This window comes from Dactylosporangium salmoneum (assembly GCF_039532525.1).
Lineage (GTDB): Bacteria > Actinomycetota > Actinomycetes > Mycobacteriales > Micromonosporaceae > Dactylosporangium > Dactylosporangium salmoneum.
The window spans coordinates 149,265-174,962 of sequence record NZ_BAAARV010000067.1; the positions used below are offsets into that span (position 1 = coordinate 149,265).

25 protein-coding genes are annotated in these 25,698 nt (G+C 72.9%); 9 read left to right on the forward strand and 16 right to left on the reverse strand.

The genetic code is table 11. From position 1 onward, the window contains the following. Positions 1–14: 14 nt before the first annotated feature. From ABD352_RS34680 to pdhA, 6 genes are all read right to left on the reverse strand, one after another. Positions 15–1,853, reverse strand: a complete 1,839-nt coding sequence (locus ABD352_RS34680) for an NHL domain-containing thioredoxin family protein (protein WP_344616750.1) — start codon at positions 1,851–1,853, stop codon at positions 15–17. Further along, entirely contained in the window at positions 1,850–4,018 is a 2,169-nt protein-coding gene (locus tag ABD352_RS34685) for a hypothetical protein (protein WP_344616751.1), read from the reverse strand. The genes ABD352_RS34680 and ABD352_RS34685 overlap by 4 nt, the downstream gene beginning before the upstream one ends. Positions 4,019–4,188: 170 nt before the next feature. Next, complete coding sequence (locus tag ABD352_RS34690) at positions 4,189–4,323, reverse strand: hypothetical protein (RefSeq protein WP_344616752.1); 135 nt, start codon at positions 4,321–4,323, stop codon at positions 4,189–4,191. A 236-nt stretch (positions 4,324–4,559) separates the two neighbouring features. Further along, positions 4,560–5,957 carry a dihydrolipoamide acetyltransferase family protein gene (locus tag ABD352_RS34695; protein WP_344616753.1) on the reverse strand — a complete coding sequence of 466 codons (1,398 nt, stop codon included), beginning with the start codon at positions 5,955–5,957 and terminating at the stop codon, positions 4,560–4,562. A 12-nt stretch (positions 5,958–5,969) separates the two neighbouring features. After that, positions 5,970–6,953, reverse strand: a complete 984-nt coding sequence (locus ABD352_RS34700; RefSeq protein ID WP_344616754.1) for an alpha-ketoacid dehydrogenase subunit beta — start codon at positions 6,951–6,953, stop codon at positions 5,970–5,972. Further along, positions 6,953–8,086 (reverse strand): pyruvate dehydrogenase (acetyl-transferring) E1 component subunit alpha, encoded by a 1,134-nt coding sequence (gene pdhA / locus ABD352_RS34705; RefSeq protein WP_344616755.1) that lies wholly within the window; start codon positions 8,084–8,086, stop codon positions 6,953–6,955. Before pdhA ends, ABD352_RS34700 begins: the two co-directional genes overlap by 1 nt. Before the next feature lie 335 nt (positions 8,087–8,421). Between pdhA and ABD352_RS34710 the strand changes: the two genes are divergently transcribed. Then, on the forward strand, positions 8,422–9,141 hold the full coding sequence (locus ABD352_RS34710; protein WP_344616756.1) for a hypothetical protein: 720 nt from the start codon (positions 8,422–8,424) through the stop codon (positions 9,139–9,141). Positions 9,142–9,147: 6 nt separating this feature from the next. Here ABD352_RS34710 and ABD352_RS34715 read toward each other — a convergent pair whose 3' ends face one another. Next, positions 9,148–9,408, reverse strand: a complete 261-nt coding sequence (locus ABD352_RS34715; RefSeq protein ID WP_344616757.1) for a hypothetical protein — start codon at positions 9,406–9,408, stop codon at positions 9,148–9,150. 173 nt (positions 9,409–9,581) lie between these two features. Here ABD352_RS34715 and ABD352_RS34720 point away from each other — a divergent pair, with 173 nt between their 5' ends. The 4 genes from ABD352_RS34720 to ABD352_RS34735 all read left to right on the forward strand — a co-directional run bounded on the left by ABD352_RS34720 (position 9,582) and on the right by ABD352_RS34735 (position 12,652). Next, positions 9,582–10,421 carry a helix-turn-helix domain-containing protein gene (locus tag ABD352_RS34720; protein WP_344616758.1) on the forward strand — a complete coding sequence of 280 codons (840 nt, stop codon included), beginning with the start codon at positions 9,582–9,584 and terminating at the stop codon, positions 10,419–10,421. 29 nt (positions 10,422–10,450) lie between these two features. Continuing rightward, the gene (locus tag ABD352_RS34725; protein WP_344616759.1) at positions 10,451–10,651 is read left to right on the forward strand and encodes a DUF397 domain-containing protein; all 201 of its coding nucleotides are present in this window, start codon (positions 10,451–10,453) and stop codon (positions 10,649–10,651) included. Between the two features lie 216 nt (positions 10,652–10,867). After that, complete coding sequence (locus ABD352_RS34730) at positions 10,868–11,401, forward strand: GNAT family N-acetyltransferase (RefSeq protein ID WP_344616760.1); 534 nt, start codon at positions 10,868–10,870, stop codon at positions 11,399–11,401. Between the two features lie 81 nt (positions 11,402–11,482). Next, complete coding sequence (locus ABD352_RS34735; RefSeq protein WP_344616761.1) at positions 11,483–12,652, forward strand: DUF4192 domain-containing protein; 1,170 nt, start codon at positions 11,483–11,485, stop codon at positions 12,650–12,652. Between the two features lie 190 nt (positions 12,653–12,842). On the opposite strand, the gene fdhD is transcribed toward ABD352_RS34735, so the two are convergent. Next, entirely contained in the window at positions 12,843–13,694 is an 852-nt protein-coding gene (gene fdhD / locus ABD352_RS34740; protein WP_425553774.1) for a formate dehydrogenase accessory sulfurtransferase FdhD, read from the reverse strand. 456 nt (positions 13,695–14,150) lie between these two features. Here fdhD and ABD352_RS34745 point away from each other — a divergent pair, with 456 nt between their 5' ends. Together ABD352_RS34745 and ABD352_RS34750 are read left to right on the forward strand one after the other, a co-directional pair. After that, on the forward strand, positions 14,151–15,026 hold the full coding sequence (locus tag ABD352_RS34745) for an NTP transferase domain-containing protein (protein WP_344616762.1): 876 nt from the start codon (positions 14,151–14,153) through the stop codon (positions 15,024–15,026). A 98-nt stretch (positions 15,027–15,124) separates the two neighbouring features. Continuing rightward, the gene (locus ABD352_RS34750; RefSeq protein WP_344616763.1) at positions 15,125–16,222 is read left to right on the forward strand and encodes a T3SS (YopN, CesT) and YbjN peptide-binding chaperone 1; all 1,098 of its coding nucleotides are present in this window, start codon (positions 15,125–15,127) and stop codon (positions 16,220–16,222) included. Between the two features lie 3 nt (positions 16,223–16,225). Here the strand turns inward: ABD352_RS34750 and ABD352_RS34755 are convergent, their stop codons facing one another. After that, positions 16,226–18,079, reverse strand: coding sequence for a beta-propeller domain-containing protein (locus ABD352_RS34755; protein WP_344616764.1), 1,854 nt, complete (start codon positions 18,077–18,079; stop codon positions 16,226–16,228). Between the two features lies 1 nt (position 18,080). After that, a complete protein-coding gene (locus ABD352_RS34760) occupies positions 18,081–18,572 on the reverse strand; it encodes an Lrp/AsnC family transcriptional regulator (RefSeq protein ID WP_344616765.1) in 492 nt (163 codons plus the stop codon). A gap of 68 nt (positions 18,573–18,640) precedes the next feature. Here ABD352_RS34760 and ddaH point away from each other — a divergent pair, with 68 nt between their 5' ends. Then, entirely contained in the window at positions 18,641–19,444 is an 804-nt protein-coding gene (gene ddaH, locus ABD352_RS34765; RefSeq protein WP_344616766.1) for a dimethylargininase, read from the forward strand. 74 nt (positions 19,445–19,518) lie between these two features. On the opposite strand, the gene ABD352_RS34770 is transcribed toward ddaH, so the two are convergent. The 6 genes from ABD352_RS34770 to ABD352_RS34795 all read right to left on the reverse strand — a co-directional run bounded on the left by ABD352_RS34770 (position 19,519) and on the right by ABD352_RS34795 (position 24,267). Then, positions 19,519–19,857: a hypothetical protein gene (locus ABD352_RS34770; RefSeq protein WP_344616767.1), complete on the reverse strand. Its 339-nt coding sequence runs from the start codon at positions 19,855–19,857 to the stop codon at positions 19,519–19,521. A 192-nt stretch (positions 19,858–20,049) separates the two neighbouring features. After that, positions 20,050–20,679, reverse strand: a complete 630-nt coding sequence (locus ABD352_RS34775) for a hypothetical protein (RefSeq protein ID WP_344616768.1) — start codon at positions 20,677–20,679, stop codon at positions 20,050–20,052. Between the two features lie 9 nt (positions 20,680–20,688). Beyond that, entirely contained in the window at positions 20,689–22,047 is a 1,359-nt protein-coding gene (locus tag ABD352_RS34780; RefSeq protein ID WP_344616769.1) for a sensor histidine kinase, read from the reverse strand. Further along, the gene (locus tag ABD352_RS34785) at positions 22,040–22,723 is read right to left on the reverse strand and encodes a response regulator transcription factor (RefSeq protein WP_344616812.1); all 684 of its coding nucleotides are present in this window, start codon (positions 22,721–22,723) and stop codon (positions 22,040–22,042) included. Before ABD352_RS34785 ends, ABD352_RS34780 begins: the two co-directional genes overlap by 8 nt. 166 nt (positions 22,724–22,889) lie before the next feature. Then, positions 22,890–23,375 carry a hypothetical protein gene (locus ABD352_RS34790; RefSeq protein WP_344616770.1) on the reverse strand — a complete coding sequence of 162 codons (486 nt, stop codon included), beginning with the start codon at positions 23,373–23,375 and terminating at the stop codon, positions 22,890–22,892. Positions 23,376–23,697: 322 nt separating this feature from the next. Then, positions 23,698–24,267 carry a hypothetical protein gene (locus tag ABD352_RS34795; protein ID WP_344616771.1) on the reverse strand — a complete coding sequence of 190 codons (570 nt, stop codon included), beginning with the start codon at positions 24,265–24,267 and terminating at the stop codon, positions 23,698–23,700. Positions 24,268–24,445: 178 nt separating this feature from the next. Between ABD352_RS34795 and ABD352_RS34800 the strand changes: the two genes are divergently transcribed. Then, on the forward strand, positions 24,446–25,696 hold the full coding sequence (locus tag ABD352_RS34800) for an efflux RND transporter periplasmic adaptor subunit (protein WP_344616772.1): 1,251 nt from the start codon (positions 24,446–24,448) through the stop codon (positions 25,694–25,696). Positions 25,697–25,698 lie beyond the last annotated feature (2 nt).

Here is a 25,698-nt window from a genome sequence, read left to right on the forward strand (position 1 = left end):
AACCCGTGATTGCGCTACGTGTCCATGCCCCGCAGGATCAGCGGCAGGCGAGCGGCGCCGTCCGCCGACACGCGGATCGGGACGCCCCAGTCCTGCCTGGTCAGGTGGCAGGCGGGGAACTCGGCGTCGATGTCGCAGGTGGCGGCCTGGGCCACGACCTGCAGCACGCCCTCGGGGACGTCCCCGGACAGGACCAACCGGCGGCGCAGGTCGGTCGTCACGCCGGCGCCCTCGACGAGCAGCTCCGGCGGGGAGGCGGACACCTCCAGCCGGGTCGACGGGCCGAACGACTCGTCGAGCTTCTGGCCGGGGGCCGGCTCGAAGATGAGGTCCAGCTCGACCGGCCCGGGCGAGAGGAGGGTCGGCGGGCGCTCGGTGCGGTGGCGCACGCCGTTGACATCAATACCGAGAGCGGACAGGGTGCCGGCGGCCAGGCGGACCAGGCGGTGGGCGCCGGACTCGACCACCACGATGTCGCCGTCCGCGGACTGTACGAGGTCGCTGGGTTCCTGCAGGCCGTCGAGGACCGTGGTGACCTGGGCGTCGGCGATGCGGCGCACGGCGCCGTTGTACGTGTCGGCCACCAGGACGCTGCCGTCGGGCAGGGCCAGCACGCCCAGCGGGTGCTGGAGCAGTGCCTGGGACGCCGGGCCGTCGACGTGGCCGAAGTCGAACAGGCCCTGGCCGGCGGCGGTGTGCATCTCGCCGTCCTCGATCCAGCGAACCGCGGACGACTCGCTGTCGGCGATCCACAGCCGGCGGCCGTCGGGGGAGGCGGACAGGCCGGACGGCTGGGCCATCCAGACCTCGTGCAGCGGGCCGTCCTTCAGCGCCTCGACGGTCGTGCCGGCGTACATGCCGGCGGTCCGCTTCACCGGGTCGAACCACCACAGCTGGTGGATGCCGGCCATCGCGATGATGACCTTGCCGTCGTACCACGCCAGATCCCACGGCGAGGACAGGTCCACGGCCAGCGAGTCGTGCGCGTCGAAGTCGACGGTGCCGCGCCACTGGCGGCCGGTGCCGGCCACGGTCGTGACCTCGCCGGTCGACAGTTTGAGGCCGCGCAGCAGGTGGTTGACCGTGTCGGCGACCACGACGTCGTACCCGGCGATCTCGGCGGCGTGCGGCGGCAGCAGGCACAGGCCGCCGGGCTCGGAGAACTCGGGCTCGGTGCCGTCCTTGCGGCCCCGCTGACCGGTGCCGATGCGCCGCACGAGCGTCTCGTTGTCGGCGGCGAGCTCGACGAGGGACTGGTGCGTGCTGTCGGCCACGAGAAAATGGCCGGACGGCAGCGCCAGCGCCTTGCCGGGAAAGCGCAAGAGCGACAGATCCGGATTCGGTACGGCATGAGCCGAGTCGCCCCGCCGCAGCGTCCCGCGGGCCTCGTGCAGCGCGACGAGCTCCTCGACGAGCCGGACGAGCCCTTCGGCGTGGCCCTCGCCGGCCATGTTGGCCACGACGTAGCCCTCGGGGTCGATCACCGTCAGGGTCGGCCACGCCTTCGCGGCGTACTGCTGCCACATCCCCAGCTCGGGGTCGTCCAGCACCGGATGGTCCACGCCGTAGCGCTCGACCGCCGCCGCCAGCGCCGCCGCGTCCTTCTCGTGCTCGAACTTGGGGCTGTGCACGCCGATCGTGACCAGGACGTCGGCGAAGCGCTCCTCCAGGGGCCGCAGCTCGCCCAGCACGTGCAGGCAGTTGATGCAGCAGAAGGTCCAGAAGTCGAGCAGCACGATCTTGCCGCGCAGGTCCGCCAGGCGCAGGTCCTCGCCGCCCGTGTTGAGCCACCCGCGCCCGCGCAGCCCGGGCGCCCGCACCCGGACCTTGAGCAGCGGCGAGTCGGCGCTCACTTCTGGCTCGCCGGCCGGAGGCACAGCACCTGCTCGGGCTCGCCCTTGTGCTGCAGCACGATGTACGGCTGACTCGCGTCCGAGCAGCTCTCCGGCTTGTCCACCTTGGAGACGATCCGGAACGCGTCCTTGTCCGAGCAGTCGGTCCCCTTGGCCCCGTCCCCGGACTGCTTGACGCACGAGTTGACCGCGTAGCTGGTCCCGCCGGCGTTGCTGAGCTTGACCACGATCGCCGTCCCGGCCACGGCGAGCAGGAAGATCGCCACCACGATGGCCAGCCCGGCCAGCAGCCCCCGCCGGCTCTTGACCGGCGGCTCGGGCGTGGGCGGCACGTCCCCCTCGACCGCGGGCATGGCCGGCGCGGCCTCCCCGGGCATGGTGACGAGGTCGCTGTATCGCGGCCCGCCGGACACCGGCCCGGCCGCCGGCGTCTGATACGTCCCCGGCCCGGAAGGCTGATACACCCCGGCCTCGCTGGCCGGCGCCGCACCGAACGATGCCCCGGTGCCGGGCGGACCCCCATAGGTCCCGCCGCCCTGGGGCGCCCCGTACGGTGCCCCACCGGCCGGCGCCCCGAACGGCGACCCACTCCCCGGCGGCGCCCCGAACGGCGACCCGCCGTCGGGCTCCGACTCCCCGCCCCGCGCCCCGTACTGCGGCTCCCCACCGGGCGCCCCGTACGGCGGCGCGCTGGAGGGCGAGGCCGTGCCGTGGTACGCCCCGGCCGCCGGGTACACCCCAGCACTTCCTGCCGCGGGCGGCGGCGAAGACGGATAAACCCCCGCAGATCCGGACCCAGGCGGCGGGTAGACCCCCGCGGACCCCGAGGCGGGCGGTGCGGAGGACGGGTAGACCCCAGCAGATCCGGAGGCGGGCGGCGCGGAGGACGGGTAGATGCCGGCGGACCCGGAGGCGGGCGGCGGGGACGACGGGTAGACCCCCGCTGACCCCGAGGCAGGGGGTGCGGACGAGGGGTAGACGCCAGCGGAGCCCGAGGAGGCAGGGGAGCTGCCGACCGTTCCGGGCGGTGCAGATGTGGGCGCTCCGGGGGCCGGGCCGCCGGAGACGGGCGGGACCGAGACCTGGGCGCGGGCCTGGTACGTGCGGGGACCCGGGCCGGCGTCCGTCGGGATCTGGCCGAGGTTCACCGGGGCGGGCACCTCGGGCGTCGCCGGGGCGGGCACCTGGGCACTGCCCGTCGGAACCTGCGCGCTCCCGGAGGGGACCTGGGCGCTGCCGGACGGTACGCGGGCGCTGCCGGTCGGCACCTGGGCATAGCCGCCGGAGACCGGGGTGCCGCTCGTCGGTACCTGGGCGCTGCCGGTGGGTACGCGAGCGCTGCCCGTCGGGACCTGGGCGGATCCGGTGGGTGGCGTGTGCCCGCCGGCGGGGACCTGTGCGCTGCCGGGCGGCGTCGGTACCTGGGCGCTGCCCATGGGTACGCGGGCGCTGCCGGTGGGTACCTGGGCGGATCCGGTGGGCGGTGTCTGCCCGCCAGCCGTGCCCATGGGCACGCGGGCGCTACCCGTCGGGACCTGGGCGGAGCCGCCCGGCGTCGGGGCGCCGCTCGTCGGGACCTGGGCCGATCCGGTGGGGACGCGGGCGCTGCCCGAGATCGGGGCGCCCGGGGGCGGGGCGGCCGGCGGGACGGCCCACGGGCTCGCCTCGGCGGCTCCGCCCGAAGCGGCCGGGGGAGGCGGGGCGGCCCAGGAGCTCGGCTCCGGGGCGGGCGGGGCAGGGTTGGCCGGGGTGAAGCCGGGGAAGCTGCCGGCCGGGCCGGCGGGTGGGGGCGGGAACTGGCCCGGCACCGAGGCCTTGCCCGAGGCGCCGCCGCCGCTCGACGGGGCGACGCCCGGAGGGACCTGTGGCACGCGGGGCGGGAGGGGGCCGGCCGGCGGGAACGGGCCGGGGCGCTCGGCGGGCTGGGGGCCGTCCTCGTCGGAGATCGGCGGCGTGAACTGGGGCGGCGCCGGGTACGAAGCGGCCGCCGGCGGGGCGCCGAAAGACGCGGGGTCGTCGTACGGGTTCGGGTCTGCGGAGGGGGCGGGCGAGGACGGGACCGGCACCGACGCCGTGGCGCGTACGGCCGGGGCGCGGCCGGTCGGCGGCGCGCTCGCCGCAGCCTCGTCCGGCTCGTCGGACGGGTGCTGCTGGTCGGACGTCATGCTTGCCTCCTGTTGGTCAAGACCCTTGCGACCGTAGTCGACCGGGGACAGCCATGGCAGAGCCGGTGCCGAGGTTCGTTGGTAGGGGCTAGCAAATCAGTTGGGGGTAAGACAACGAAAACCGCCCCGGTCCGGGGAGGCGCGGACCGGGGCGGTTTGGGCGGATATGCCTAACTGCGGTTGATCATGGCGTGGAGTTCGTCGCGGAGGGCTGCGGACGGGTTCTTGGCGAGCGCGCGCTCGATGGCGTCCATGCGGCGGGCGGCGGTGCGGCGGGCCTTGTAGCGCTCGAAGAAGGTGCTCATGGCGGGGCTCCCGGGGTCGTGTAAGGAGGTCTTGGTTTCACATCCATTACACGTCCGCCAAAAGATCCATAGCCAGCGAATATGAGGTGATGCGGGCCACCAGCCGACGAATCGTAGGTGAGTGACCTGGTGAAAGCCCTGTTCGTCGGCCATATGACAGTGGCCCCGCGCGTGAGCGCGGGGCCACCGTGGGCGGATTGGCCTGCTCGGCGAGCGCGAGCGGGCCGGTTGGTACCTCAGCCCCAGGCGAGCAGGGCCGCCTCCGGGTCCTCCAGGAACGCGCCGAGGTCGCGCAGGAACTTCGAGCCGAGCTCGCCGTCGATGATGCGGTGGTCGAAGGACAGGCCCAGGGTGGTCACCTGGCGCACCTTGACCTTGCCCTTGTGGACCCACGGCTGCTCGCGGACGGCGCCGAAGCACAGGATCGCCGACTCGCCCGGGGGCAGGATCGGGGTGCCGGTGTCGACGCCGAAGACGCCGACGCTGGTGATCGTGAACGTGCCGCCGGCCATGTCCGACGGAGGCGTCTTGCCCTCGCGGGCGGTGCCGACCAGCGCGTTGAGCGCGTCGGCCAGCTCCCGGGTGGACAGGTCCTGGGCGTCCTTGATGTTCGGCACGATCAGGCCGCGCTGGGTGGCCGCCGCGATGCCGAGGTTGACGTAGTGCTTGACGACGATCTCGTCGCCCGCCCAGGTCGAGTTGACCATCGGGTGCCGGCGCAGCGCGACCAGCGCCGCCTTGGCCACGATGAGCAGCGGGGAGACGCGCACGTCCCGCCAGTCGCGGTTGGCCTTGAGCCGCTCCAGCGCCCTCATCGACCGGGTCACGTCGACCGTGAGGAACTCGGTCACGTGCGGGGCGGCGAACGCGCTGGCCACCATGTTCTCGGCGGTCAGCTTGCGCACGCCCTTGACCGGGACGCGCTCCTCCCGCTCGCCGGCGGCCCGGGCCGGGCGGGCGGCGGTCACGGCGGCCGGAGCGGCGGCCGGGGCCGACTGCGCCGAGAGCACGTCGTCGCGGGAGATCGAGCCGTTGGGGCCGGTGCCCACGATGCCGACGAGGTCGACGCCGAGGTCCCGGGCCAGCTTGCGCACGGGCGGCTTGGCCAGCACGGCCCCGTTGGGCCGCGCGGCGGTGACCGGCTCGGGGGCGGGCTTCGGCGGCGGCGTGGGCTCCTGCGGTACCGCGGCAGGCTCTTGAACCGGCGCGGAGTCCGAAGCCCGCGGGCGGCGCTTGGCCACGGTGGTGCGGGGCCCGTAACCCACGAGCACGGCGGTGCGGCCCCCGGGAGCGGGACCACCGATGAGGCCGGGCTCGACCGGTGCGTCGCCCGCCACCTCGACGGCGGCCAGCGACGCGGCCGAGGGTGCGGGCAGATCGCCGGCGCCCGGGTCGGTGTCGATCGAGATGATCGGCTGGCCGACCTCCACCGTGGAGCCCTCGGGGTGGAAGATCTTGGTGACCTTGCCGGCCCACTTCGCCGGGATCTCGACCGCCGCCTTCGCGGTCTCGACCTCGACGATCGGCTGGTTGAGCGCGATCGTGTCGCCCTCGTGCACGAGCCACTTGAGGATCTCGCCCTCGGTGAGGCCCTCGCCGAGGTCGGGCAGGTTGAACTCCTTGACCCTGGTCATGAACGTGGCCCCCTAGAACCCGAACGAGCGGTCGACGGCGTCGAGCACCCGGTCCAGGTCCGGCAGGTACTCCTCCTCGAGGCGGGCGGCCGGGTACGGCGTGTCGAAGCCGGTGACCCGCAGGACCGGGGCCTCCAGGGAGTAGAAGCACTCCTCGGTGATCCGGGCCGCGAGCTCGGCGCCGAGGCCGAGGTTGCCGGGGGCCTCGTGGACGACGACCGCGCGGCCGGTGCGCCGGACCGACTCGTACACCGGGCGCATGTCCAGCGGGGAGAGCGTGCGCAGGTCGATGACCTCCAGCGAGCGCCCGTCCTCCTCGGCCGCGGTGGCGGCGTCCAGGGCGGTGCGCACCATGGGGCCGTAGGCCAGCACGGTCACGTCGGTGCCGGGGCGGGCGACCCGCGAGGCGTGCAGCGGCAGGCTCGCCGAGTCGACGTTGACCTGGCCCTTCTCCCAGTAGCGGCGCTTGGGCTCCAGGAAGATGACCGGGTCGTCCGACTCGATCGACTGCTGGATCATCCAGTACGCGTCGTCGGGGTTCGAGCACGAGACGACCTTGAGGCCGGCCGTGTGGGCGAAGTAGGCCTCCGGCGACTCGGAGTGGTGCTCGACCGCGCCGATGCCGCCGCCGAACGGGATGCGGATGACGAGCGGCAGGCTGACCTTGCCCTGCGAGCGGTAGTGCAGCTTGGCCACCTGCGACACGATCTGGTCGTAGGCCGGGTAGACGAAGCCGTCGAACTGGATCTCGCAGACCGGGCGGTAGCCGCGGATGGCGAGGCCGACCGCGGTGCCGACGATGCCGGACTCGGCCAGGGGGGTGTCGATGACCCGCTCGTCGCCGAAGTCCTTCTGCAGGCCGTCGGTGATGCGGAAGACGCCGCCGAGCTTGCCGACGTCCTCGCCCATGATCAGGACCTTGGGGTCGCGCTCCATGGCCCGGCGCAGGCCGGTGTTGAGCGCCTTGCCGAGCGTGAGGTTCTCCGCGGCGGCCATCAGTGCCCACTCCCCTCGAAGGACGCAAGGTACTTGGCGAACTGTTCCTTCTGCTGCGCCAGCTCGGGTGAGCCGTGCGGGTACACGTGGTCGAACAGCGTCAGGGGGTCGGGGTTGGGCATGTTGAGCACCCGCTCGCGCAGGTCGACGGCGGCCACCCGGGCCTCCTCGTCGACGGCGGCGAAGTAGTCGTCCTTGGCCATACCCTGCTTGGTGAGGAAGGTGCGCAGCCGCAGGATCGGGTCCTTGGCCTGCCACGCCTCGACCTCGCTGGCGATCCGGTAGCGGGTCGGGTCGTCGGACGTCGTGTGCGCGCCCATGCGGTAGGTGTAGGCCTCGATGAGCGACGGGCCCTGGCCGTGCCGGGCGTCGTCGAGCGCCTTGCGGGTCACCGCGTAGCAGGCGAGCACGTCGTTGCCGTCCACCCGAAGGCCGGGGAAGCCGAAGCCGCTGGCCCGGTGGTACAGCGGCACGCGGGTCTGGCGCTCCAGCGGCTCGGAGATCGCGTACTGGTTGTTCTGGCAGAAGAACACCAGGGGCGCGTTGAAGACCGACGCCCAGATGAACGCCTCGTTGACGTCGCCCTGGCTGGTGGCGCCGTCGCCGAAGTACGCGATGACCGCCTCGCCGTCGTCCGAGCCGACCTTGCCGTCCTTGACCACGCCCATGGCGTAGCCGGTCGCGTGCAGCGTCTGGGCGCCGATGACGATCGTGTACATGTTGAACTTGAACTCGTTGGGGTCCCAGGCGCCCTGGTCGACCCCGCGGAACAGGCTCAGCGGCATGATCGGGTCGATGCCGCGGGTGTAGAGAACGCCGTGTTCGCGGTACGTCGGGAAGGCCATGTCCTGCGCCCGCAGTGCCCGGCCCGAGCCGACCTGAGCCGCCTCCTGGCCCAGCAGGCTCGCCCAGATGCCCAGCTCGCCCTGGCGCTGCAGGGCGGTCGCCTCCGCGTCGAGCTTCCGGACCACCACGAGGTCGTGGTAGAGCGAGCGGTACTCCTCGTCGGTGAAGTCGACCGTGTAGCCGGGGTGCTCGACCCGTTCGCCATCGGGGGTCAGTAGCTGCACGAACGCGGGTTCAGGCGCGGCCCGCGTCCCTGTGGTGCGGGCCTTTGCTTCGCCCTTCGCCATCCGTTTCTCCCTGTCGTCTCTCGCGTCGGCAGCGGGGGTGACCCTGCCGCGCAGCGGGGGTGGCTGCTACGCGGCGACCCGGTGGGGTCGGCGCGTCGCGGTTTGGGCATGACGGTTGATCATGCCCGGGAGCCGGCCCCGGGCTCTGCCTCGCAGGGTATGCGGAGGCTACGGCCCCGTTGCCGGTGTGTGTCCAGCATCGCAGAACCGGTGTCGATCGACACACCGGAGTCTCGCTCCACGGCCGGGTTGATCCCGGAAAATAACCCCATGTCGGGCACTGCCTTCGGGGTTACGTCGCGTTAGTCCGGTTGTAACCGACGTTTGGAGCCCACTTGCAGTCCGACGTGCGCCACCACCGCCTGTTCTCCCCGAACCGGCGGCCGCTGCTGATCTCCGCGCTGCTGGTGCTGCTCACCTCGGTGCCGACGATGATCGTCGTGGCGGCCGGCAGCGCGACCCTGGACACCGCGCCGGTCACCCGCTCGCCCGTCGTCGCCGACCCGCAGCCGGGGCCGGTCGTGGTGGGCTCGGGCCCGACGCCCGGCCTGCACCCGTCGCGGGACGTGCCGACGCCGCCGGTCGCGCCTTCGGAGCGGCAGAACTCGGCACCGACCAAGGGCGGCGGCTCGGGTGGCGGCACGGAGGCCCGGCGCTCGCACGGCACGCCGGCCCGGACCTCCGGCGCGTCGCCGGGCACGTCCTCGACGTCGGAGGAGGAGACGATGCCGCCGATCCAGGACCGGGCCTGGCTCGGCTGGGACGACGGGATAAAAGGCCACCGGGAATCGATACCGGTCGCCTGGCGACAGCGGTATCCATCGGGGTCGGTCGATCGGTCACTTCCGGTCGGCCGATTCGGCGTTTCTGGGCTATCGCCCGGCGCGCGTGTTGGAGTTGCGCGTGACAATCGCCCACGCCGTCGCGAACGGCTTGCATGGCCACTGGGCGCAGCCGGCGGTGCAGCCCCGGCCGGACCGGCCGCGGACCGGTTGGTGCCGCTCGACGCACCGGCGCGCATCCGTCACCGCGTGGTCGTAGATCACCGCCATTGATGCTCCTCAGACCCCCTGGGCCGCGGGCGCGGTCCAGAGCAGGCGGGCGTGGTACAGCTGCTGCGCCGCGGCCAGCGCGGCCTCGGCCGAGCGGAACACGGCGACCTCGGACTTGCCGTTGCCGAGGCGCCAGGTGAGCACCGCCTGGTCGGGCAGCTCGTGCCCCCAGGCGACGACTTGGGGATGATCGTCGTCGAGTGGATCGGCGACAATGCCGAAGAGTCGTGGTGCGCCCTCGAGCAGGATCGTGTCGTCCTCGAACACCACTTGGTCTCCCTCCGGCCGGGGAGCGATCTGACCCACCCAGAATGCACGTGCAGGTTTCGGGCGGCAATACGTCGGGTCGAAGTTGAGTAGAGCAAGCCAATCGCTCAGACGCGGAGGCGCTTGCGCACGCCCCGGGTAACGGACACACTCGTCCTGAGTAATGGAGGTGAGCGGTGTCCAGCGCCCACAGCCCCACGTTCCCCAGATTCCAGTTGGGCAAGCAGCTGCGTGAGTTGCGCGAGCGCGCCCGTCTCACCACCGAGGACGTCGGCCTGCAACTGGACTGCTCGCCCAGCACCATCAGCCGGATGGAGGGCGGCAAGGTCGGAATCCGACGCAGCGCGCTGGAGAAGCTGCTGGAGATTTACGACGTACAAGATCAGGAACTGATCGACACATTGGTCGTCCTCGCGAAGGAAGGCAAGACCCGCGGCTGGTTCGCGCGCTACGGTGACCTTCCGGCGAGCTACACGCGGTACATCGGGCTGGAGTCCAGCGCCATCGAGATGCGCGACTACGAGGCGCTCGTGGTGCCGGGCATGCTGCAGACCGAGGAGTACACGCGGGCCCTGCTCGCCGCCTCGCCGGGCGAGTCGGACGACGCGGTCGAGGCGCACGTCAAGGCCCGCCGCGACCGGCAGCTCCTGATCACCCGTGCCGAACAGCCATTGCAACTCATCGCGGTCCTCGACGAAAGCGTCATCCGGCGCAGCATCGGTGGACCGGACGTCATGCGGTCGCAGCTCAAGCACCTGGCCGACATGGGCCGGGCGAGGAACGTGACGATCCAGATCCTGCCCTTCTCCGGAGGGGCATATGCCGGCATGGCTGGCTCGTTCGCGATTCTCAAGTTCCAAGGTGCACCAAGCGTCGTGTATGCCGAGGCCATGACCGGTGATATCTATCCGGCCGCCGACGACGTGCAGCGGTACCACGACGTGTTCGAGAACCTGCGAGCTGCCGCGCTCAGCCCGCTCGAATCAGTCAAATTGATCGACGACGCGACCGACTGAGCCTGGCCCAGACCCGAAGGAGTGCGCAGATGGCTGCGCTGAACGAGCGGTGGCACAAGCCCACCAGGAGCGGCAACAACGGACAGTGCGTCGAAGCGCGGTTCGTCGACGGCGTCGTCGAGGTCCGCAACTCCAACGCACCGGCGGCGGGACTCGTGCGCTTCACCCGCGAGGAATGGGAGACCTTCATCGCGGCGGTCGACGTGGACGGCGAATTCCGCCTTCCGTAGTTTCTGTCGCCATCACGGACTAACAGCGAAGGGACGGCCCCGACCGGCCGTCCCTTCGTCGTAGCTGCGAGCCGTTTTGGATGTTACGACGTCGCGGTACCGGCCGGTACTGCGAGGCCTTGAGTAGTGCGTTGCCGCAAAAAGTCGCGAATCGGGCCCGGTAGCAATCCTGCGATGTGGGTGTCGGGGCCCGCTCCGGCGGAGTAACTATGAGTTATGACCACCCAGGTGTCGCCGGCCCCGCAGGTGTCGGCCCTCACGATCCGGGCATACCGCCCGACGGACCATCGAGAGTGCCGCCTGCTGTGGGCGGAGCTGACCGCGGCCGATGCCGGGCTCTACGGCACGACGACCGAGGACGACTCGGGGGCGGCTTTCGAGGAGTACCTCACCCGCCTCGACCTGTCCGGGATGTGGGTCGCCTCAGACGCGGGCGGCGCGGTGGTCGGCATGGTCGGGCTGCTGCTGGACGGCCGCGGCGGGCAGGTGGAGCCGCTGGTGGTGGCGTCCGCGCGGCGGGGTGAGGGCATCGGGCGAGCGCTGCTGTCACACGTCGCCGACCAGGCCCGGCGGCGGGGCCTCGGGCAGCTGAGCATCTCGCCGTCCGCGCGCAACCTGGATGCCATCCGATGCCTGCACGCGGCGGGGTACGACGCGCTGGCCCGGGTGACCCTGGCGATCGACCTCGGCCGCAAGGCCTCCGTCTGGGAAGACGGCATCGACCTGCACGATCTGCGATTCCGCCGCTGAGAGTTATCCACAGGCAACCGGCTTATCCACAGCCGAAAACCGCTAGTCCATGGCGGGCCCGGCGGGGCCCAGGCTCGATGCATGGCTTCCCGACTCCGTCCGCGCGGGCCGGCCGAACTGCTCTCGGCCATGCCCTACATGCTCGGCTTCCACCCGACCGACAGCCTCGTGGCGCTGGGGCTGCGCGGTGCCTCGCTGCACCTGCTGCTGCGCTGTGACCTGCCCGCCTCCTCCGGCGACGGCGACGTCCTGGCCGACCAGTACGCCCACATGTTCCGGCGCAACGCGCTCGACGGGGCCCTGCTGATCGGGTACGGCCCGCCGGCCCGGGCCGAGCCCTTCCTGCGCACCGTGGCCGACGCGCTGACCGGCTGCGGGATCCCGCTGCTGGACGTGCTGCGCACGCACGAGGGGCGCTTCTGGTCGCTGGCCTGCGAGCGGCCCGGTTGCTGCCCGCCGGAGGGCCGGCCCTTCGACCCCACGACGTCGGTCATCGCGGCGGAGGCGACGCTCGCCGGGCTGGTGGCGCTGCCGGATCGCTCGGCGGTGGAGGCCGGGTTCGCCGGCCCCTCGGGACCCGCGCTGGCCGCGATGGAGGAGGCCGGCAACCGGGCCAATCTTCGCGTACTGCGCCTGGTCACCGGCCGCGAACCGGCCGCGGTTCGCTCGCTGCTCCTCGGGGCGGGGCGGGCGGCGCTGGAGGGGGCGCTCGGGCAGTACGAGGCGGGTCGGCGGCTCACCGACGACGAGGTGGCCTGGATGCAGGTCCTGCTGCACATCGTGGCGTTCCGGGACCGGGCATGGCGGCGCCTGGATCGCGACCTGCGGCGGGGCGGCCCGGCCGCGCAGGCGCACCGGCAGCTGTGGACGGACCTGGTGCGCCGGTGCGAGCCGGGCGCGGCGGCACCGGCGGCGACGATGCTGGCGTACCTCTCGTGGCGCGACGGGGACGGGCTGCGGGCGACGCTGGCGTTGGACCGGGCCCTCGATGCGGATCCGGGGTACTCGGCGGCCGGCCTCATGTCGCAGATCCTGGGGCGGGGGCTGTCGCCCGAGCAGTTGCCGGCGCTTCCGCGGGTCGGTCGCCGCCGTCGGCGGCCGCCGGGTAAGGCGCTGCGCGCGGCCGGGCGGCCGGGGCGCCGCGAGGCCTCGAACCGTCCGGCACCCGCGCCCGGCCCCGGTGCATCGGAGCAGGCCAGTGCCGAGCGTCCGGGAGCCGCTGGCCGCGCCGAGCGCCGCCGGAGGCGGTGAGCGTAGGTCCGACGGCGGGTGGTGCGGCCGGGAGATCCCGGTCGCGCCCAGCGTGCCAGCCACGGTGAGCGCGCAGGGCCGACGCGGTCGGGGCGGCTGGTGCGGCCGGGAGCTTCCCGCCGCGCCGGGCGCCGGCCGTGGCGGTGAAGCCGGGCGCCGGCCGGGGCGGTGAACGGGTCGGGCCGGGCGGTCAGTCGGCGGGGGTGGTGGCGGTGGGGATGCCCTGGACGCGGTGGGGGCCGGCGTAGACGTTGAAGGTCGGGCCGCGCAGGAAGCCGACCAGCGTGAGCCCTGCCTCGGTGGCCAGGTCGACGGCGAGCGTGCTCGGCGCCGACACGGCCGCGAGGATCGGCAGCCCCGCCATCCACGCCTTCTGACAGAGCTCGAAGCTGGCCCGGCCGCTGACCATGAGTACGTGGCCGGCCAGCGGAAGGCGCCGCTCGCGCACGGCCCAGCCGACGACCTTGTCGACCGCGTTGTGCCGGCCGACGTCCTCGCGCAGGCAGACCAGCTCCCCGTCGGCGGTGAACAGCCCGGCCGCGTGCAGGCCACCGGTGACGTCGAAGGCCCGCTGCCGCCGCCGGAGGGCGTCGGGCAGGCCGGCCAGCACGGCGGGCGCGACGGTGACCGGGTCGGTGGCGACGTCGAAGGCCGATCGGGTGCGTACGGCGTCGATGCTCGCCTTGCCGCACACGCCGCACGAGGAGGTGGTGTAGAAGTTCCGGGCCGCCACGCTGACCTCGGGCGCGGGCACGGCGGGGTCGAGCCGGACGTCGGCCACGTTGTACGAGTTGGGCTCCTCGTCGCCGGAGCACAGCTTCGCCGTGCGCACGTCGTCGGCGCCCCGGATGATGCCCTCGGTGAGCAGGAACCCCACGGCGAGGTCGAGGTCGTCGCCGGGGGTGCGCATGGTGACCGCGAGCGGGCCGCCCCCGACGCGGATCTCGAGCGGCTCCTCGGCGGCGAGGGTGTCGGGGCCGATCCGCGCCTCGACCTCAGGCGCACCGCTCGGGGCCGGGCGCGCGACGGGCCGGACGTCCACGGCGGCCGCGTTCCCGCCGCCGGCCTGCCCGCCGTTGGCGCCTGCCTGCGCGCGGGGCGGCTGCGATGGCGAGGTGGCGTCGCCCCCGACGGCCGCGTTTACCTGGGCGCCGGGCGGCTGGGATGGCGTGGCGTTGCCCCCGGAGGCCGCGATTGCCTGCGCGGGCGCTTGTGATGGCGAGGTGGGGTTGCTCCCGGCGGCTGCGATTGCCTGAGCGCCGGGCGGCTGGGAAGGCGAGGCCGCGCTGAGTGGTGCCGAACCGTTCGCGGCGTCGGACCGGGCCGGTGAGGGCGACGGTTCTGGGTGCCCCGCGCCCATGCCGGATATTTCGGACTTATCGGAATCCGGCGGGCGGACGGCGACGCGGACGATTGTGCGGCGCTGCGTGACGCGGCCCATGTGGGCGCCCTTCTGCCGGAGCGTTTCCTGGTTCTCGGTTGACGGTAGGTTCTGAATGTGGGCGACGGCCACCTGGAACCGGGACTGGCGGCGGTGATTCTCGCGGGCGGGCGGGCTACTCGCCTCGGCGGGCGGGACAAGCCGATGGTCAGCGTGGGCGGGGTACCGATGCTGCAGCGGGTGCTCGCCGCCGTCGCCGAGGCCGGGGCCGCCCCTATCGTCGTGGTCGGGCCGGACCGGGAGGGACTGCCGGGCCACGTTCTGGTCGCGCGGGAGGAGCCGCCCGGAGGCGGGCCGGTGGCAGCCGTCGCGGCCGGCCTGGCGGCGCTGCGAAACCCAAGGCAGCAGCCAGAGCCGCAGCAGGAGAAGAAGCCCCAGCCAGAGCCGGAGAAGAGGCCGGAGATCGTGGCACTCCTGGCCGCCGACCTGCCGCTGATCACCGGGGAGGCCGTCTCGGCGCTGACCCGCGCGGTGGGGGACAAGGACGGCGCCGTGTTCGTCGACGAGGACGGACACCGGCAGCTGCTGTGCGGTGCGTGGCGGATCGAGGCGTTGACCAGGGCCGTTCGCGGGATCGGGGAGCCGGCCGGAGGGTCGGTCCGCCGGCTCGTCGCCGGGCTCGACGTGCGGGAAGTGCGGTGGGAGCGGGATCGGCCGCCCTACTTCGACTGTGATACCGAGGAGGACCTGCGGGCCGTGAACGAGGACGTGTTGGGGCAGTGGCTCGCCGAGGCGGCCGCGGCGCTCGAGGTGGAGGCGCCCAGCCGCGAGGAGCGGGCGGCGGTGCTCGACCTGGCCCGCGACGTGGCGCACAACGTGGCCCGGCCAGGGGCGCCGTTGACCGCCTTTCTGCTGGGCGTGGCCGTCGGGCGCGGGGCCGATGCCCAGGTGGCCGCGCAGCTGCTGAGCCGGCTCGCCACGCGGGCGGAGTGACGCCGGCGGAGGAGGCCGTCTGTAAGAAGCCAGCCACCCGGTCCGAGTGAGCGATCCCCTCTGGATAGGGTGAGGGCCGGGGGGATAGGGAGGCGATCATGGCTGGTGACCGGGACGACGCCGCGTCGTTTGAGAGCGCGCTGTTCGACGACGAGGACCCCGTGGGCGGCAACCTGAAGGAAAAGGTCGCCGAGGCGTGGCGGGACTTCGCGCGGCACCTCGTCGAGGCGCTGCGGGATCTCGGCAACGGCACGACGCTCGACCTGACGCTCGACCCGACGGCTTCGGGGACCGGCGACGCCGTGTACTCGATCCAGGTCACCGGCGAGGACGGCGACCAGCTGGCGGCCACGGCGGTGAGCAACGCCGACCTGCCGGCCGCGTATCGGCTCGACCGGACCGTCATCGCGGAGATCGTGGCGCTCGGATGGGCGCCGCCCGGGGTGGTGGCCGGGTCCGGGGAGTCCTTCGGCCTGCGGGTCGGCAAGAACGAGTCCCCGCAGCTGAGCCGGCTGATCATGCGGACGCTCCGGGACATCTACGGTGCGCCGCACCCGGCCTTCCTGACGTACCTCGCGCATGACGCCGAGGGTCGGGTCGCGCCCGTGCCGGCGCTGGGGGTGGCGCGCTCGCTCGCGTCGATCGTGGACGCCGACGGCGACGGGGTCGTCGACGTGGTGCGGACCGGGGGCGCCGGGAGCCTGACCGAGCTGGCCGAGCAGACCGAGGACCTGGCGCTGTACGACAAGGTGACGACGGTCGTGGCGCGGCTCATGAAGACCACGCCCGAGGAGCTGCCGATCGACCCCGACGGGGACATCGGCATCCGGTCCGGCTCGGCGATGGTGTTCGTGCGGGTGCGCGACAACCCGCCGCTCGTCGACGTGTTCTCGCCGATCCTCACCGAGGTGGAGCCGACCGAGCGGCTGTACGTCAAGCTGTCCGAGCTCACCAACCGGATGCCGATCGGGCGCCTGTACTGCACCAACGACACCGTCTGGGCCAGCGTCCCGGTGTTCGGCCGTGACTTCCAAGCCACCCACCTGATGCTCGCCGTGCAGGTGATGACCGGGCTCGCCGACGAGCTCGACGACCGCCTCCACGGGGAGTTCGGCGGCAAGCGGTTCTTCGGCGAGGGCGACAAGCCCAAGCCGGCGATCGCCGGCGAGAGCGAGCGCACCGGGATGTACCTCTAAGGCCTAGAACGGCAGGTAGGCCTGCACGGCCAGCGTCGACGCGTCGTTGGCCTGCAGGCCCTCGGCCGACTGCGTCCAGAGCGTGTCGCCGATGATGAGCGAGCGCTCGATCGGCGCCGGCTGTTTGATCGCGCCGGTCTGCGTGACCGCCTTGTCCCGCACCGACAGGACGAGGGCCGACGATCCGTCCTGATGCTGCATCGGTACCACGAGCAGCCCCGACTTCGCCCAGAAGAGGAACGCGTGCGGGTCGAACTCGGCCGGTGACGACGCGCCCGGGACCTGGAACTGGGCGAGGCGGGCCGGGCTGGCCATGTCGTGTACGTCGAAGAGCGACACCTGCAGGCCCTGGACCCGGCCCTGCGTGTTGGCCTCCTGCCCGATGCCGATGAGGCGGCCGTCCCCGGCGGGGTGCAGGTACGCGGAGTAGCCGGTGATCTTCAGCTCGCCCACGGCCCGCGGGGCCGACGGGTTCGACAGGTCCAGGGTGTACAGCGGGTCGGTCTGGCGGAACGTGACGACGTAGCCGGCGCTGCCGATGAACCGCACCGAGTAGATCCGCTCGCCCTTGCCCAGGCCGCCGACCTTGCCGGCCTCGGCCAGCGCGCCGCCGCGCTGCTCCAGGACGTACACGGTGCTCGACGCGTTCGACTCGGTCGTGGCCACCCGCAGGCGGCCGTCCCACTCCGACAGGGAGTACTGGTTGAGCAGCCAGCCCGGCACCTCGCCGGCGGCGACGTAACGCGGCTTCGCGGCGCCGGCCAGCGTGAACTTGAACAGCTGGGTGCGCTGCGCCACGGCCGGGCCGCCGGCCCGCTTGGCCAGCGGGGTGACCGTGCGCCAGCGCTGGTCGTTGCCGACGTACAGGCTCGGGCCGTTGGCGTAGACGATGTCGCCGTCGGCCGCGATCGTGACGGGGTCGCCGGAGCCGAGCGCCGGGGCGGCCAGGTCGAAGGTGGCGATCGTGAGCAGGGACGTGCCCGAGTACGTGTCCGGCAGGCTCACCGAGCCGCAGTCGACCCGGCCCTCGGTGCTCTTGCCGGCCGCGTCGACCGACGTCCACCGCGGCAGCCAGGCGGAGATCGGGGCGGCGGCGACGGCCGCGCGGTTGGCGGTCAGCCGCTGGTCCTCGTCGCGGGTCTGGGCCGCCGCCGGGTCGGGGAACGCGACGCGCGGGGCCGAGCGCACGACGACCCGGGCCACGCTGCCGATCTGGCGGGCGTCCACCAGGGCGCCGTCCATGTGGTACCGCCCCGCGACCTTCGGCGTGCCCGCGAGGTCGACGAGGGTGAGCATCGGGCCGCCGCGCTGCGGGTCGGAGTAGTCGTAGCCGAGCACCAGCGCGCGGTCGCCGGACAGCAGCAGCTCGGTGGCCGAGATCCCGCGCCGGCCGGTGTCGGCGACGACCAGCGCGCCGGTCACCTTGCGCGACGCGGCGTCGACCACGGTGAGCGCGCCGGCCGGGGAGAGCGCCACGATCCGCTTGCCGTCGGTCTTGACCTGGTCGGGCTCGTCGACGCCGGCCTCGTGGGTGTTCGTCCCGCTGTACTGCGTCTGCGTCGACTCCTGCGCGGCGGCCCCGGCCGCCTCGACCTCGGGGCCGCCTCCCCTGGCGGTGGCGCCGCTGTTGAGGGTGCGGATGCCGCCGGGCAGGTTGTCCAGGCCCCACGGGGTGACCGCCTCCTGCGTGGCCTTGCGCAGGCCGGTGAGCAGGTCGTCGCACGAGTCGTACGCGGCCAGGCGCAGCGCCGGGGCCGGCAAGTCCGACGGGGACGGCTCGGTGTGGTGCGGCTTCTGCGCCGTACAGGCGGAAAGGAACAGGCAGGCGGCACTCAGGGTGACGGCGGCTCGGCGCATGTCATTGGGACGACGGCGGCGCCGGAGTGGTTCCCGAATCTTCCATGATCTTCGGCGCGAGCGTCTCCACCAGCCGCGACAGTACGATCATGCTGCGCGTCGAGGTGACGAAGGGCTCGGCCCGCAGCCGCTCCAGGGCCTCCTCCAGGCCGGCCATGTCCATCGCGCGCAGGTGCACGAGGGCGTCGGCCTCGCCGGAGATCGTGTACGCGCCGACGACGGCCGGGTGGCGCTTGGCCGCGGCCCGGATCTGCTGCGGCGAGGTGCGGCCCGTGCAGAACAGTTCGACGAACGCCTCTGTGGTCCAGCCGACCGCGCCCGGGTCGATGAGGGCCGTGTAGCCGCGGATGACCCCGCTGGATCGAAGCCGGTCCACGCGTCGCTTGACCGCCGGGGCCGACAGTGCCACCCGCTCGCCGATGTCCGCGTACGACGAACGGGCGTCCTCCTGCAGCAACGCAATGATTCGCTGGTCGATCGGGTCGAGCCGCAACGATTCCCTCCCGGAAAGCAAGCTTTCTCGCTGTTTTGTGTACCACACGCTCTCTACCGTTTGATCTCGTGACCCGGTCGTACCTCATGTCGCCGCCCGAGCATTTCGTGGTGGAGTACGCGATCAATCCCTGGATGGACACCAGCGCCCCGGTGGACACCGAGCTGGCGGTGAAGCAGTGGGAGGGCCTGCGCGAGACGCTGGTCCGCCTCGGTCACGAGGTCCACGTGCTCCCGCCGGAGATCGGGCTGCCCGACATGGTCTACGCGGCCAACGGCGCGTTCTCGGTGGACGGCGTCGTCTACGGCGCGCGGTTCAAGTACCCGCAGCGCTCGGCCGAGGCCGCGGCGCACCGGCGGTTCTACGACAATCTCGGGTGGCGGTACGTCCTGCCGTCGCAGACCAACGAGGGCGAGGGCGACTTCACCTACCTGCCCGAGGCCCACGGCGGCCTGATCCTGGCCGGGCACGGCTTCCGGACCGAGACGGCGGCGCACGCCGAGGCGCAGGAGGCGCTGGGCCGGCCGGTGGTGTCGCTGCGGCTCGTCGACGCGCGCATGTACCACCTCGACGTGGCGCTGCAGCCGATCAGCGACGACAACGTCGTGTACTACCCAGGTGCGTTCTCGGAGGCCTCCCAGCAGGTGCTGCGGCAGCTCTTCCCGGCGGCGATCCTGGCGACGGAGGAGGACGCGCTCGCGTTCGGGCTCAACCTGGTGTCCGACGGGCGCAACGTGGTGCTCAGCTCGGAGGCGACCGGGCTGGCGGCCCGGCTGCGGGAGGCCGGGTACGTGCCGGTGCCCGTCGAGCTCATGGAGCTCAAGAAGGGCGGCGGCAGCGTGAAGTGCTGCATCGCCGAGTTGCGCGCCTGAAGAGCCGTTCCACGTGGAACACGAATGATGTCCGATAAGTCCGGCTCAAGAGGTGCCGGACTTATCGCGTTTCGTCAGGAAGGCTGGTTCATCGGGGTCGCGGACGACTGGACCACGACCCACTTGGCCGTGAACGTGCCGTTGGCCGTGCCGGGCGACGCGTTCGTGGCCGGAGCGGTGCCCGCAACGGTCACCTGGGCCCCCGCCTTCAGGGCGTTGGGCTGCAGGGTGTGCCGCTGGTCGTAGACCCGCACGTTGTTGTCCAGGGTCCACGACCGACTGTAGCCGTCGGACGACTGTACGGTCAGCGACGTCGGCGTCAGCTTGGTCGCCGCGCCCCGCTGCAGCGCGACCCGGATGGGGCCCTTGGTCGTCTGCACGAGCCCCTCGCCGTGCAGCACGCCCGAGAGCATGTCATGCCCCTGACCCTGGCCCGGGGACGCGGTCATCCCGGGAGCCGGTGCGTTGGGTTGGGGGCTGGGCTGGGCATTCGCGGCCAACGGGGGTAGGCCACCGGCGACCACGAGGGCCGCCGTACTGCAGATCAAGCCTATTCGCGAGCGTCTCATAGGGGTACCTCCTCGCCAATCGGGCCAAACCGCCGACTACCTCGGATCCCGCACCGCAAACTTGACAAATGGGGCGCCCAGCGCGCGGAAGCCGTCGCCGGGGCGCTCGTGGCCGTCGGTCGAGTGGCCCAGGGCGTCGGCCGGGTCCTGGCACATGAGCACGTGCGAGGCCTGGGCGCCCAGCGCCACGACCGGCCAGAAGAGCAGGTGGACCAGCAGGCTCAGCAGCTTGATGGCCAGCACGTCGCCGACGCCGCGACCGGTGTACTCGTGGCGGTACCAACTGAGCACGAGGCGCCAGTAGGGCTGCTCGTCGACGCGGACGCCGTCGCGGTCGACGACCGGGCCGCGCTGGTAGCCGATCCGGCGCACGATCACCGAGATGGCCTTGAGGTTGAGCATGCGGCGCACCGGGACGGACAGCACGGTGACCACGCCGCCGATCCACCAGCCGGGCTGGTCGAGCCGCGTCAGCAGCAGGAACAGCGCGATGTGCAGGACCGCCAGCGGCAGCGCGACCCAGCGCAGCGCCACGCCCGTGGTGAGGATGCCGACAGGGTCCTCATCGACCCGGCGCAGCCGTCGCCAGAAGAGCACCTGCATCAGCAGGATGCCCAGCGCCGCGCCGGCGCCGGCCAGCCCGAGGACGACCCACCAGGTATGCATAGACAAGCATCATGACACGGTCCGCAGCGGGAAGGTCACCGTGAATCGCGCCCCGCCCTCGGGGGCGTGGCCCGCCTCGATGCGCGCGCCCAGCCGGCGCGACAGCCGGGCCGCCAGCGCCAGCCCGAGGCCGCTGCCGACCTTGCGCACGCCCTGGTAGCGCCGCGACAACGCGCCCCGCTCGAAGGCCACGGCGAGGTCCTCGTCGGTGAAGCCGGGCCCGCCGTCGCGCACCTCGAGACGGGCCTCCGGCGCGTTCACGTGCAGCGCCAGGACCAGCGGCGCGCCGGACGGCACGACTCGCAGCGCGTTCTCCAGCAGCCCGTCGATGATCTGGCGGATCCGGCCCGGGTCGGTGACCACGGGCACGGCGAAGGGTGGCAGCTCGGTGCGCAGCACCAGCCCGGCCGCGGCCACCCGCCCGCCCCACGCCTCCGCGGTCTTGGCCAGCAGCTGCGTCAGGTCCACGTCGAGCATCTCGATCGGCAGGTCGGCCGCCTCCAGCCGGGCCAGCACCAGCAGGTCGGCGATGAGCCGGTCGAGCCGTCCGGCCTCGTCGAGCACCGTCTGGCCGGCCCGCTGCGCGCCCTCCTCGCCGACCACCCCGTCGGCGAGGGCCTCGGCGTAGCCGCGGATCGTGGTCAGCGGGGTGCGCAGCTCGTGCGAGACCGACAGCAGGAACTCCCGCTCCCGCCCCTCGCTGGTGGCCAGCGCCGCGGTGAGCCCGTTGACCGCGTGCGCGAGCTCGGCGACCTCCGCCGGCCCGTCCGGCGACAGCGTGATGCTCCGGTCCCCGGCGCCGAGCCGCTTGGCCGCCGCGGCGACGTCGCGGATCGGCCGGGAGATGCGCCGCGCCAGCAGCGGCCCGGCGATCAGCCCGGCGGCCAGGCCGGCGAGCAGCGCCACCCAGAGCTGGCCGAAGAAGCGCGCGAAGGTACCGCTCGGGGGCGGCTCGGTCACCACGAACCCGTTGCCGTCCTTGCCGATCGCCCGCCCGACGAGCATCCGCACGTCGCCGGCGACCATGCGGCGGCTCGCCTTGACGTTCTGCCCGCCGGCGATGGTCTTCACGACCAGGGGCGGCAGCCCGGGGCGGTCGGGCTGGCCGGCCCGGATGAGGTACACGTCGATGTTGCGGGCCGCGAGGCGCTTGGCGACGACCTCCTCGTCGGCCGGGTTGCGGGTCGTGTTGAGCTTCGGCCGCAGCAGCTCGGTCAGCAGCGTGGCGTCGTCCTCCAGCCGCTGCTGGGCGGCCTTGTTGTCGCGGGTCAGGGTGAGCGGCGCGCCGACCGCGGCGGTGACGACGACCGCCACGATCGCCACGACGCAGGTGACGAGCGCGGTGCGGGCGGCGAGGGACCTAAGCATCGGCGGTGTACCCGACGCCGCGCACGGTCCGGATCACCGCGGCGGCGTCGCCGAGCTTGCCGCGCACCTGGGCGACGTGCACGTCGACGGTGCGGGTGCCGCTGTGCGCGGCGTACCCCCAGACCGAACCCAGCAGCTCCTCCCGCGTGAACACCCGGCCGGGCCGCCCCATGAGGTGGGCCAGCAGGGAGAACTCGGTCGAGGTCAGGCTGACCGGGCTGCCGGCGACCCGGCACTCGCGCCGCGCGGGGTCCAGCGTGATCGGCCCGACCGTGCGCACCTGGTCGACGTCGGGCGGGCCCTGGGTGCGCCGCAGCACCGCCTTGACCCGGGAGACCAGCTCGCGCGGGCTGAAGGGCTTGGTGACGTAGTCGTCGCCGCCCATCTCGAGCCCGAGGATCCGGTCGACCTCGTCGTCGCGGGCGGTCAGGAACAGCACCGGCGTCCAGTCGCCGGCCTCGCGCAGCCGCCGGCAGATCTCGGTGCCGTCGATCCCGGGCAGCGCGATGTCGAGCACGCAGGCGACGGGCCGCAGCTTGCGGGCGGCGGCGAGCCCGGCGGCGCCGTCGTGCTCGACGTGCACGCCGAAGCCGTCGCGGGCGAGGTACATGCGCAGCAGGTCGGCGATCGGCTTCTCGTCCTCGACGACGAGCACCAGCCCTTTGCCCTGATCCACCACCGTCCCATTCTCGCCGTCCGGGAGCGATGCCGGTGTTCGGAGGATGTTTGGGAATCGCACATAGCGGAAATCCAGATGGTGATCGGCCCACCCGCCGCGGCAGCCAGCGCCCGCGTGAGGATGGGCCGATCACGGTGCGCCGGCAGGTCCGGCGACTCGAGGCTCAGGCGAGGCGCAGCTCGGCAAGCGCGGCGACCGGGGCCGGCCGGGCGATGGGGCGGGCCGGCTCGATGACCCCCCACGGAGTGCGGAACGCCTGCTTGAGGGCCTCGTCGAGGCGCCACATCTCGGCGGTACTGCCGAGGCGCACCCAGAAGTTCTCCCGTACCCCGTCGATCGCGGTCAGCCCGAGCTGGATGCCGGCGCGGTCGGGCTCGGGCGTCCAGGTGACGTCGGCGACCTGGTGCAGTTCGGCGTTGAGGTGCAGGCCCACGCGGCGCAGCAGCCCGGTCTCGGTGGTCACCACCAGCCGGCTGCGGGTCAGCATCAGCACGCTGCGCCGCCCGCACCGCGCGAGCACGGCGACCGCGCCGCGGTCCCCGGCGCAGCGGCGCAGCACCCCGACGTGGCGCGCGATCGTCCCGCGCGACAGCTTCGCCAGCGCCGTGGCCGGCAGGAACGTCCGGGAGAAGGTGTCCAGCGCTTCCATACCGTGGGCAACGACCCGCCCCGCGCAGCGACACGCGATTCTGGCGCCGATCTCGCGGCCGCGGCGTCCGAACACTCCCACAATGTCCGGATGTGCCGGGTTGCGACCGCAAGATCGGCGCACAGGGGGTGCGACGCCGACGCACCCAGGAATGAAGCCTGCCACGCGGTCGGCGCCGCGGCGGTGCCGGATGGCCCGCCCGGGCGGGCGCCGGGCGCAGTGACCCGCCGGACTCGACCGGCGGATCCGGCGTCCGCCCGGGCGGGAGCCGTGCCCGGGGGCCCGTGGAGAGGCCGGGCCCCCGGAGTTCAGAAGAGATTCGTCAGCTGGCCGACGGGCGCGGGCTCGGCTTCAGCGGGGCGCAGGCCTGTTCCGCCGCCGCCACCTTCGCGTCCTTGGTGTCCAGCTGGTCGATCGGGCCGGTGATCGTGAGGCCGTGCTCGGTCAGGCAGTTGCGGTACGCCGCGTCGCGTCCGCCGCCACCGCCGTTGCCGTTCCCGCCGCCGGGGAAGCCGGTCGGGCGCAGCGACTCGCACGCCTTCTGCGCCTTCTCCCAGGTCTGCTGGTCGACGCCGCTCGGGGCCACCGAGCCGAAGAAGCCACCGCCGCCCGGGCCGCCGCCGCGGAAGCCGCCGCTGCCCGAGGGGCGGGGATCGCCGGACGGGCGCGGCTCGCCCGACGGGCGGGCGAAGCCGGAGGGGCGCGCGGTCGGGCGGTTCGACGCGTTGAACTGCGGCAGGTCGACGCCGTTGTTGCGCAGGCACGACGCGTAGTCGGTGCCGCCGGATGCGGCCGCGGCGGCCGGGGCCTTGTCGTCGGAGGAGCCGCAGGCGGCGGCGAAGAAGGCCACCGCGGCGAGCGCGAGCGCGGCGCCGCCGATCCGCTTGTTCATCACTCGTGTGATGGAACGGCGCGAACCTCGACGCTTGGTCGACCGAACCTCAAAATTGCGTCACAACCGCGCGGGGGCTTCGCCACGGTATGCGGAGATTTGCCGGGCACCCCGGCTCTCAGGGAACTTTGAGGTCCGGCCTAGGTAGCCGGGAGGAGAAGCGGCTGAACTACTGACCATGAAGGTCTGGTGGCTGGCGGGAGGCGCCGCCGTGCTCGTCGCGGCCGCGGCCGTGACCGCGGTCGTGCTGACCGGCGACAACAAGCCGGCTCCGGTGAAGGTCTCCACCGTGAAGGTGGCCCGCGGCGAGGTGAGCACCACGGTGTCCGCCTCCGGCACGATACAGGCGCAGGCGAGCCGTAGCCTCGGGTTCAGCACCTCGGGCACGCTCACCGAGCTCGACGTCAAGCCCGGCGACATGGTCCAGCCGGGGGCGGTGCTGGCCAAGATCGACGCGTCGTCCGCGCAGGACTCGGTCGACCAGGCCTCCGAGAACGTCTCCAACGCCCAGGACGCGCTGAGCAAGGCCGAGGACGCCCACGACGCGGCGCTGGCCACCCCGACCGCGAACCCGACCCCGACGACCGCCACCACGCACGCCGCGACGACCGGCGGCACGACCGGTGGCACGACGGGTGGCACGACCGGCGGGGGATCGACCAGCGGCGGCACGACGGGCGGTGGCACGACGGGCGGTGGCACGACGGGCGGTGGCACGACGGGCGGTGGCACGACCGGCGGTGGCACGACCGGCGGTGGCACCCAGGGCGGCCAGGGCACCCAGGGTGGGCAGAGCGGCACCCAGAACCGGGCCAACCAGATCCAGCAGACCAGCGACAACCTGATGAACGCCCAGCAGCGGCTCAACAACGCCAAGCTCAGCCTCACCCAGGCCCAGAGCAAGCTGGCCGGGACGGTCATCACGGCGCCGGTCGGCGGCAAGATCCTCGCGGTCACGGGCACGGTCGGCAGCCAGGCCGGCTCCGGCGTCATCACGCTGGCCGGCACCGGCGACGTGGTGGTCAAGGCGCAGTTCACCGAGGCCGAGGTGGCCCACCTCAAGGTCGGCCAGGCCACGAAGATCACGATGTCGGACAGCGCCAGCACGAAGTACGACGGCAAGGTCATGCAGATCGATCCGGCCGGCACGGTGTCGAACCGCCTGGTGCGCTACGCCGCCCTGATCTCCTTCGACAAGGTTCCCGATACCCTCTTGTACGGCCAGAGCGCTACTGTCGCGGTAGTCACCGCGTCCGTGGACAGCGTCCTGTCGGTGCCCTCCACCGCCGTGCACGACGGCACGGTGACGGTCCGGCTCAACGGCAAGGACGAGCAGCGGACGGTCGAGATCGGCCTGCGCGGCGACGTCAACACCGAGATCAAGAGCGGACTTGCCGAAGGCGACGAGATCGTGACGGCGGGTCAGTGACG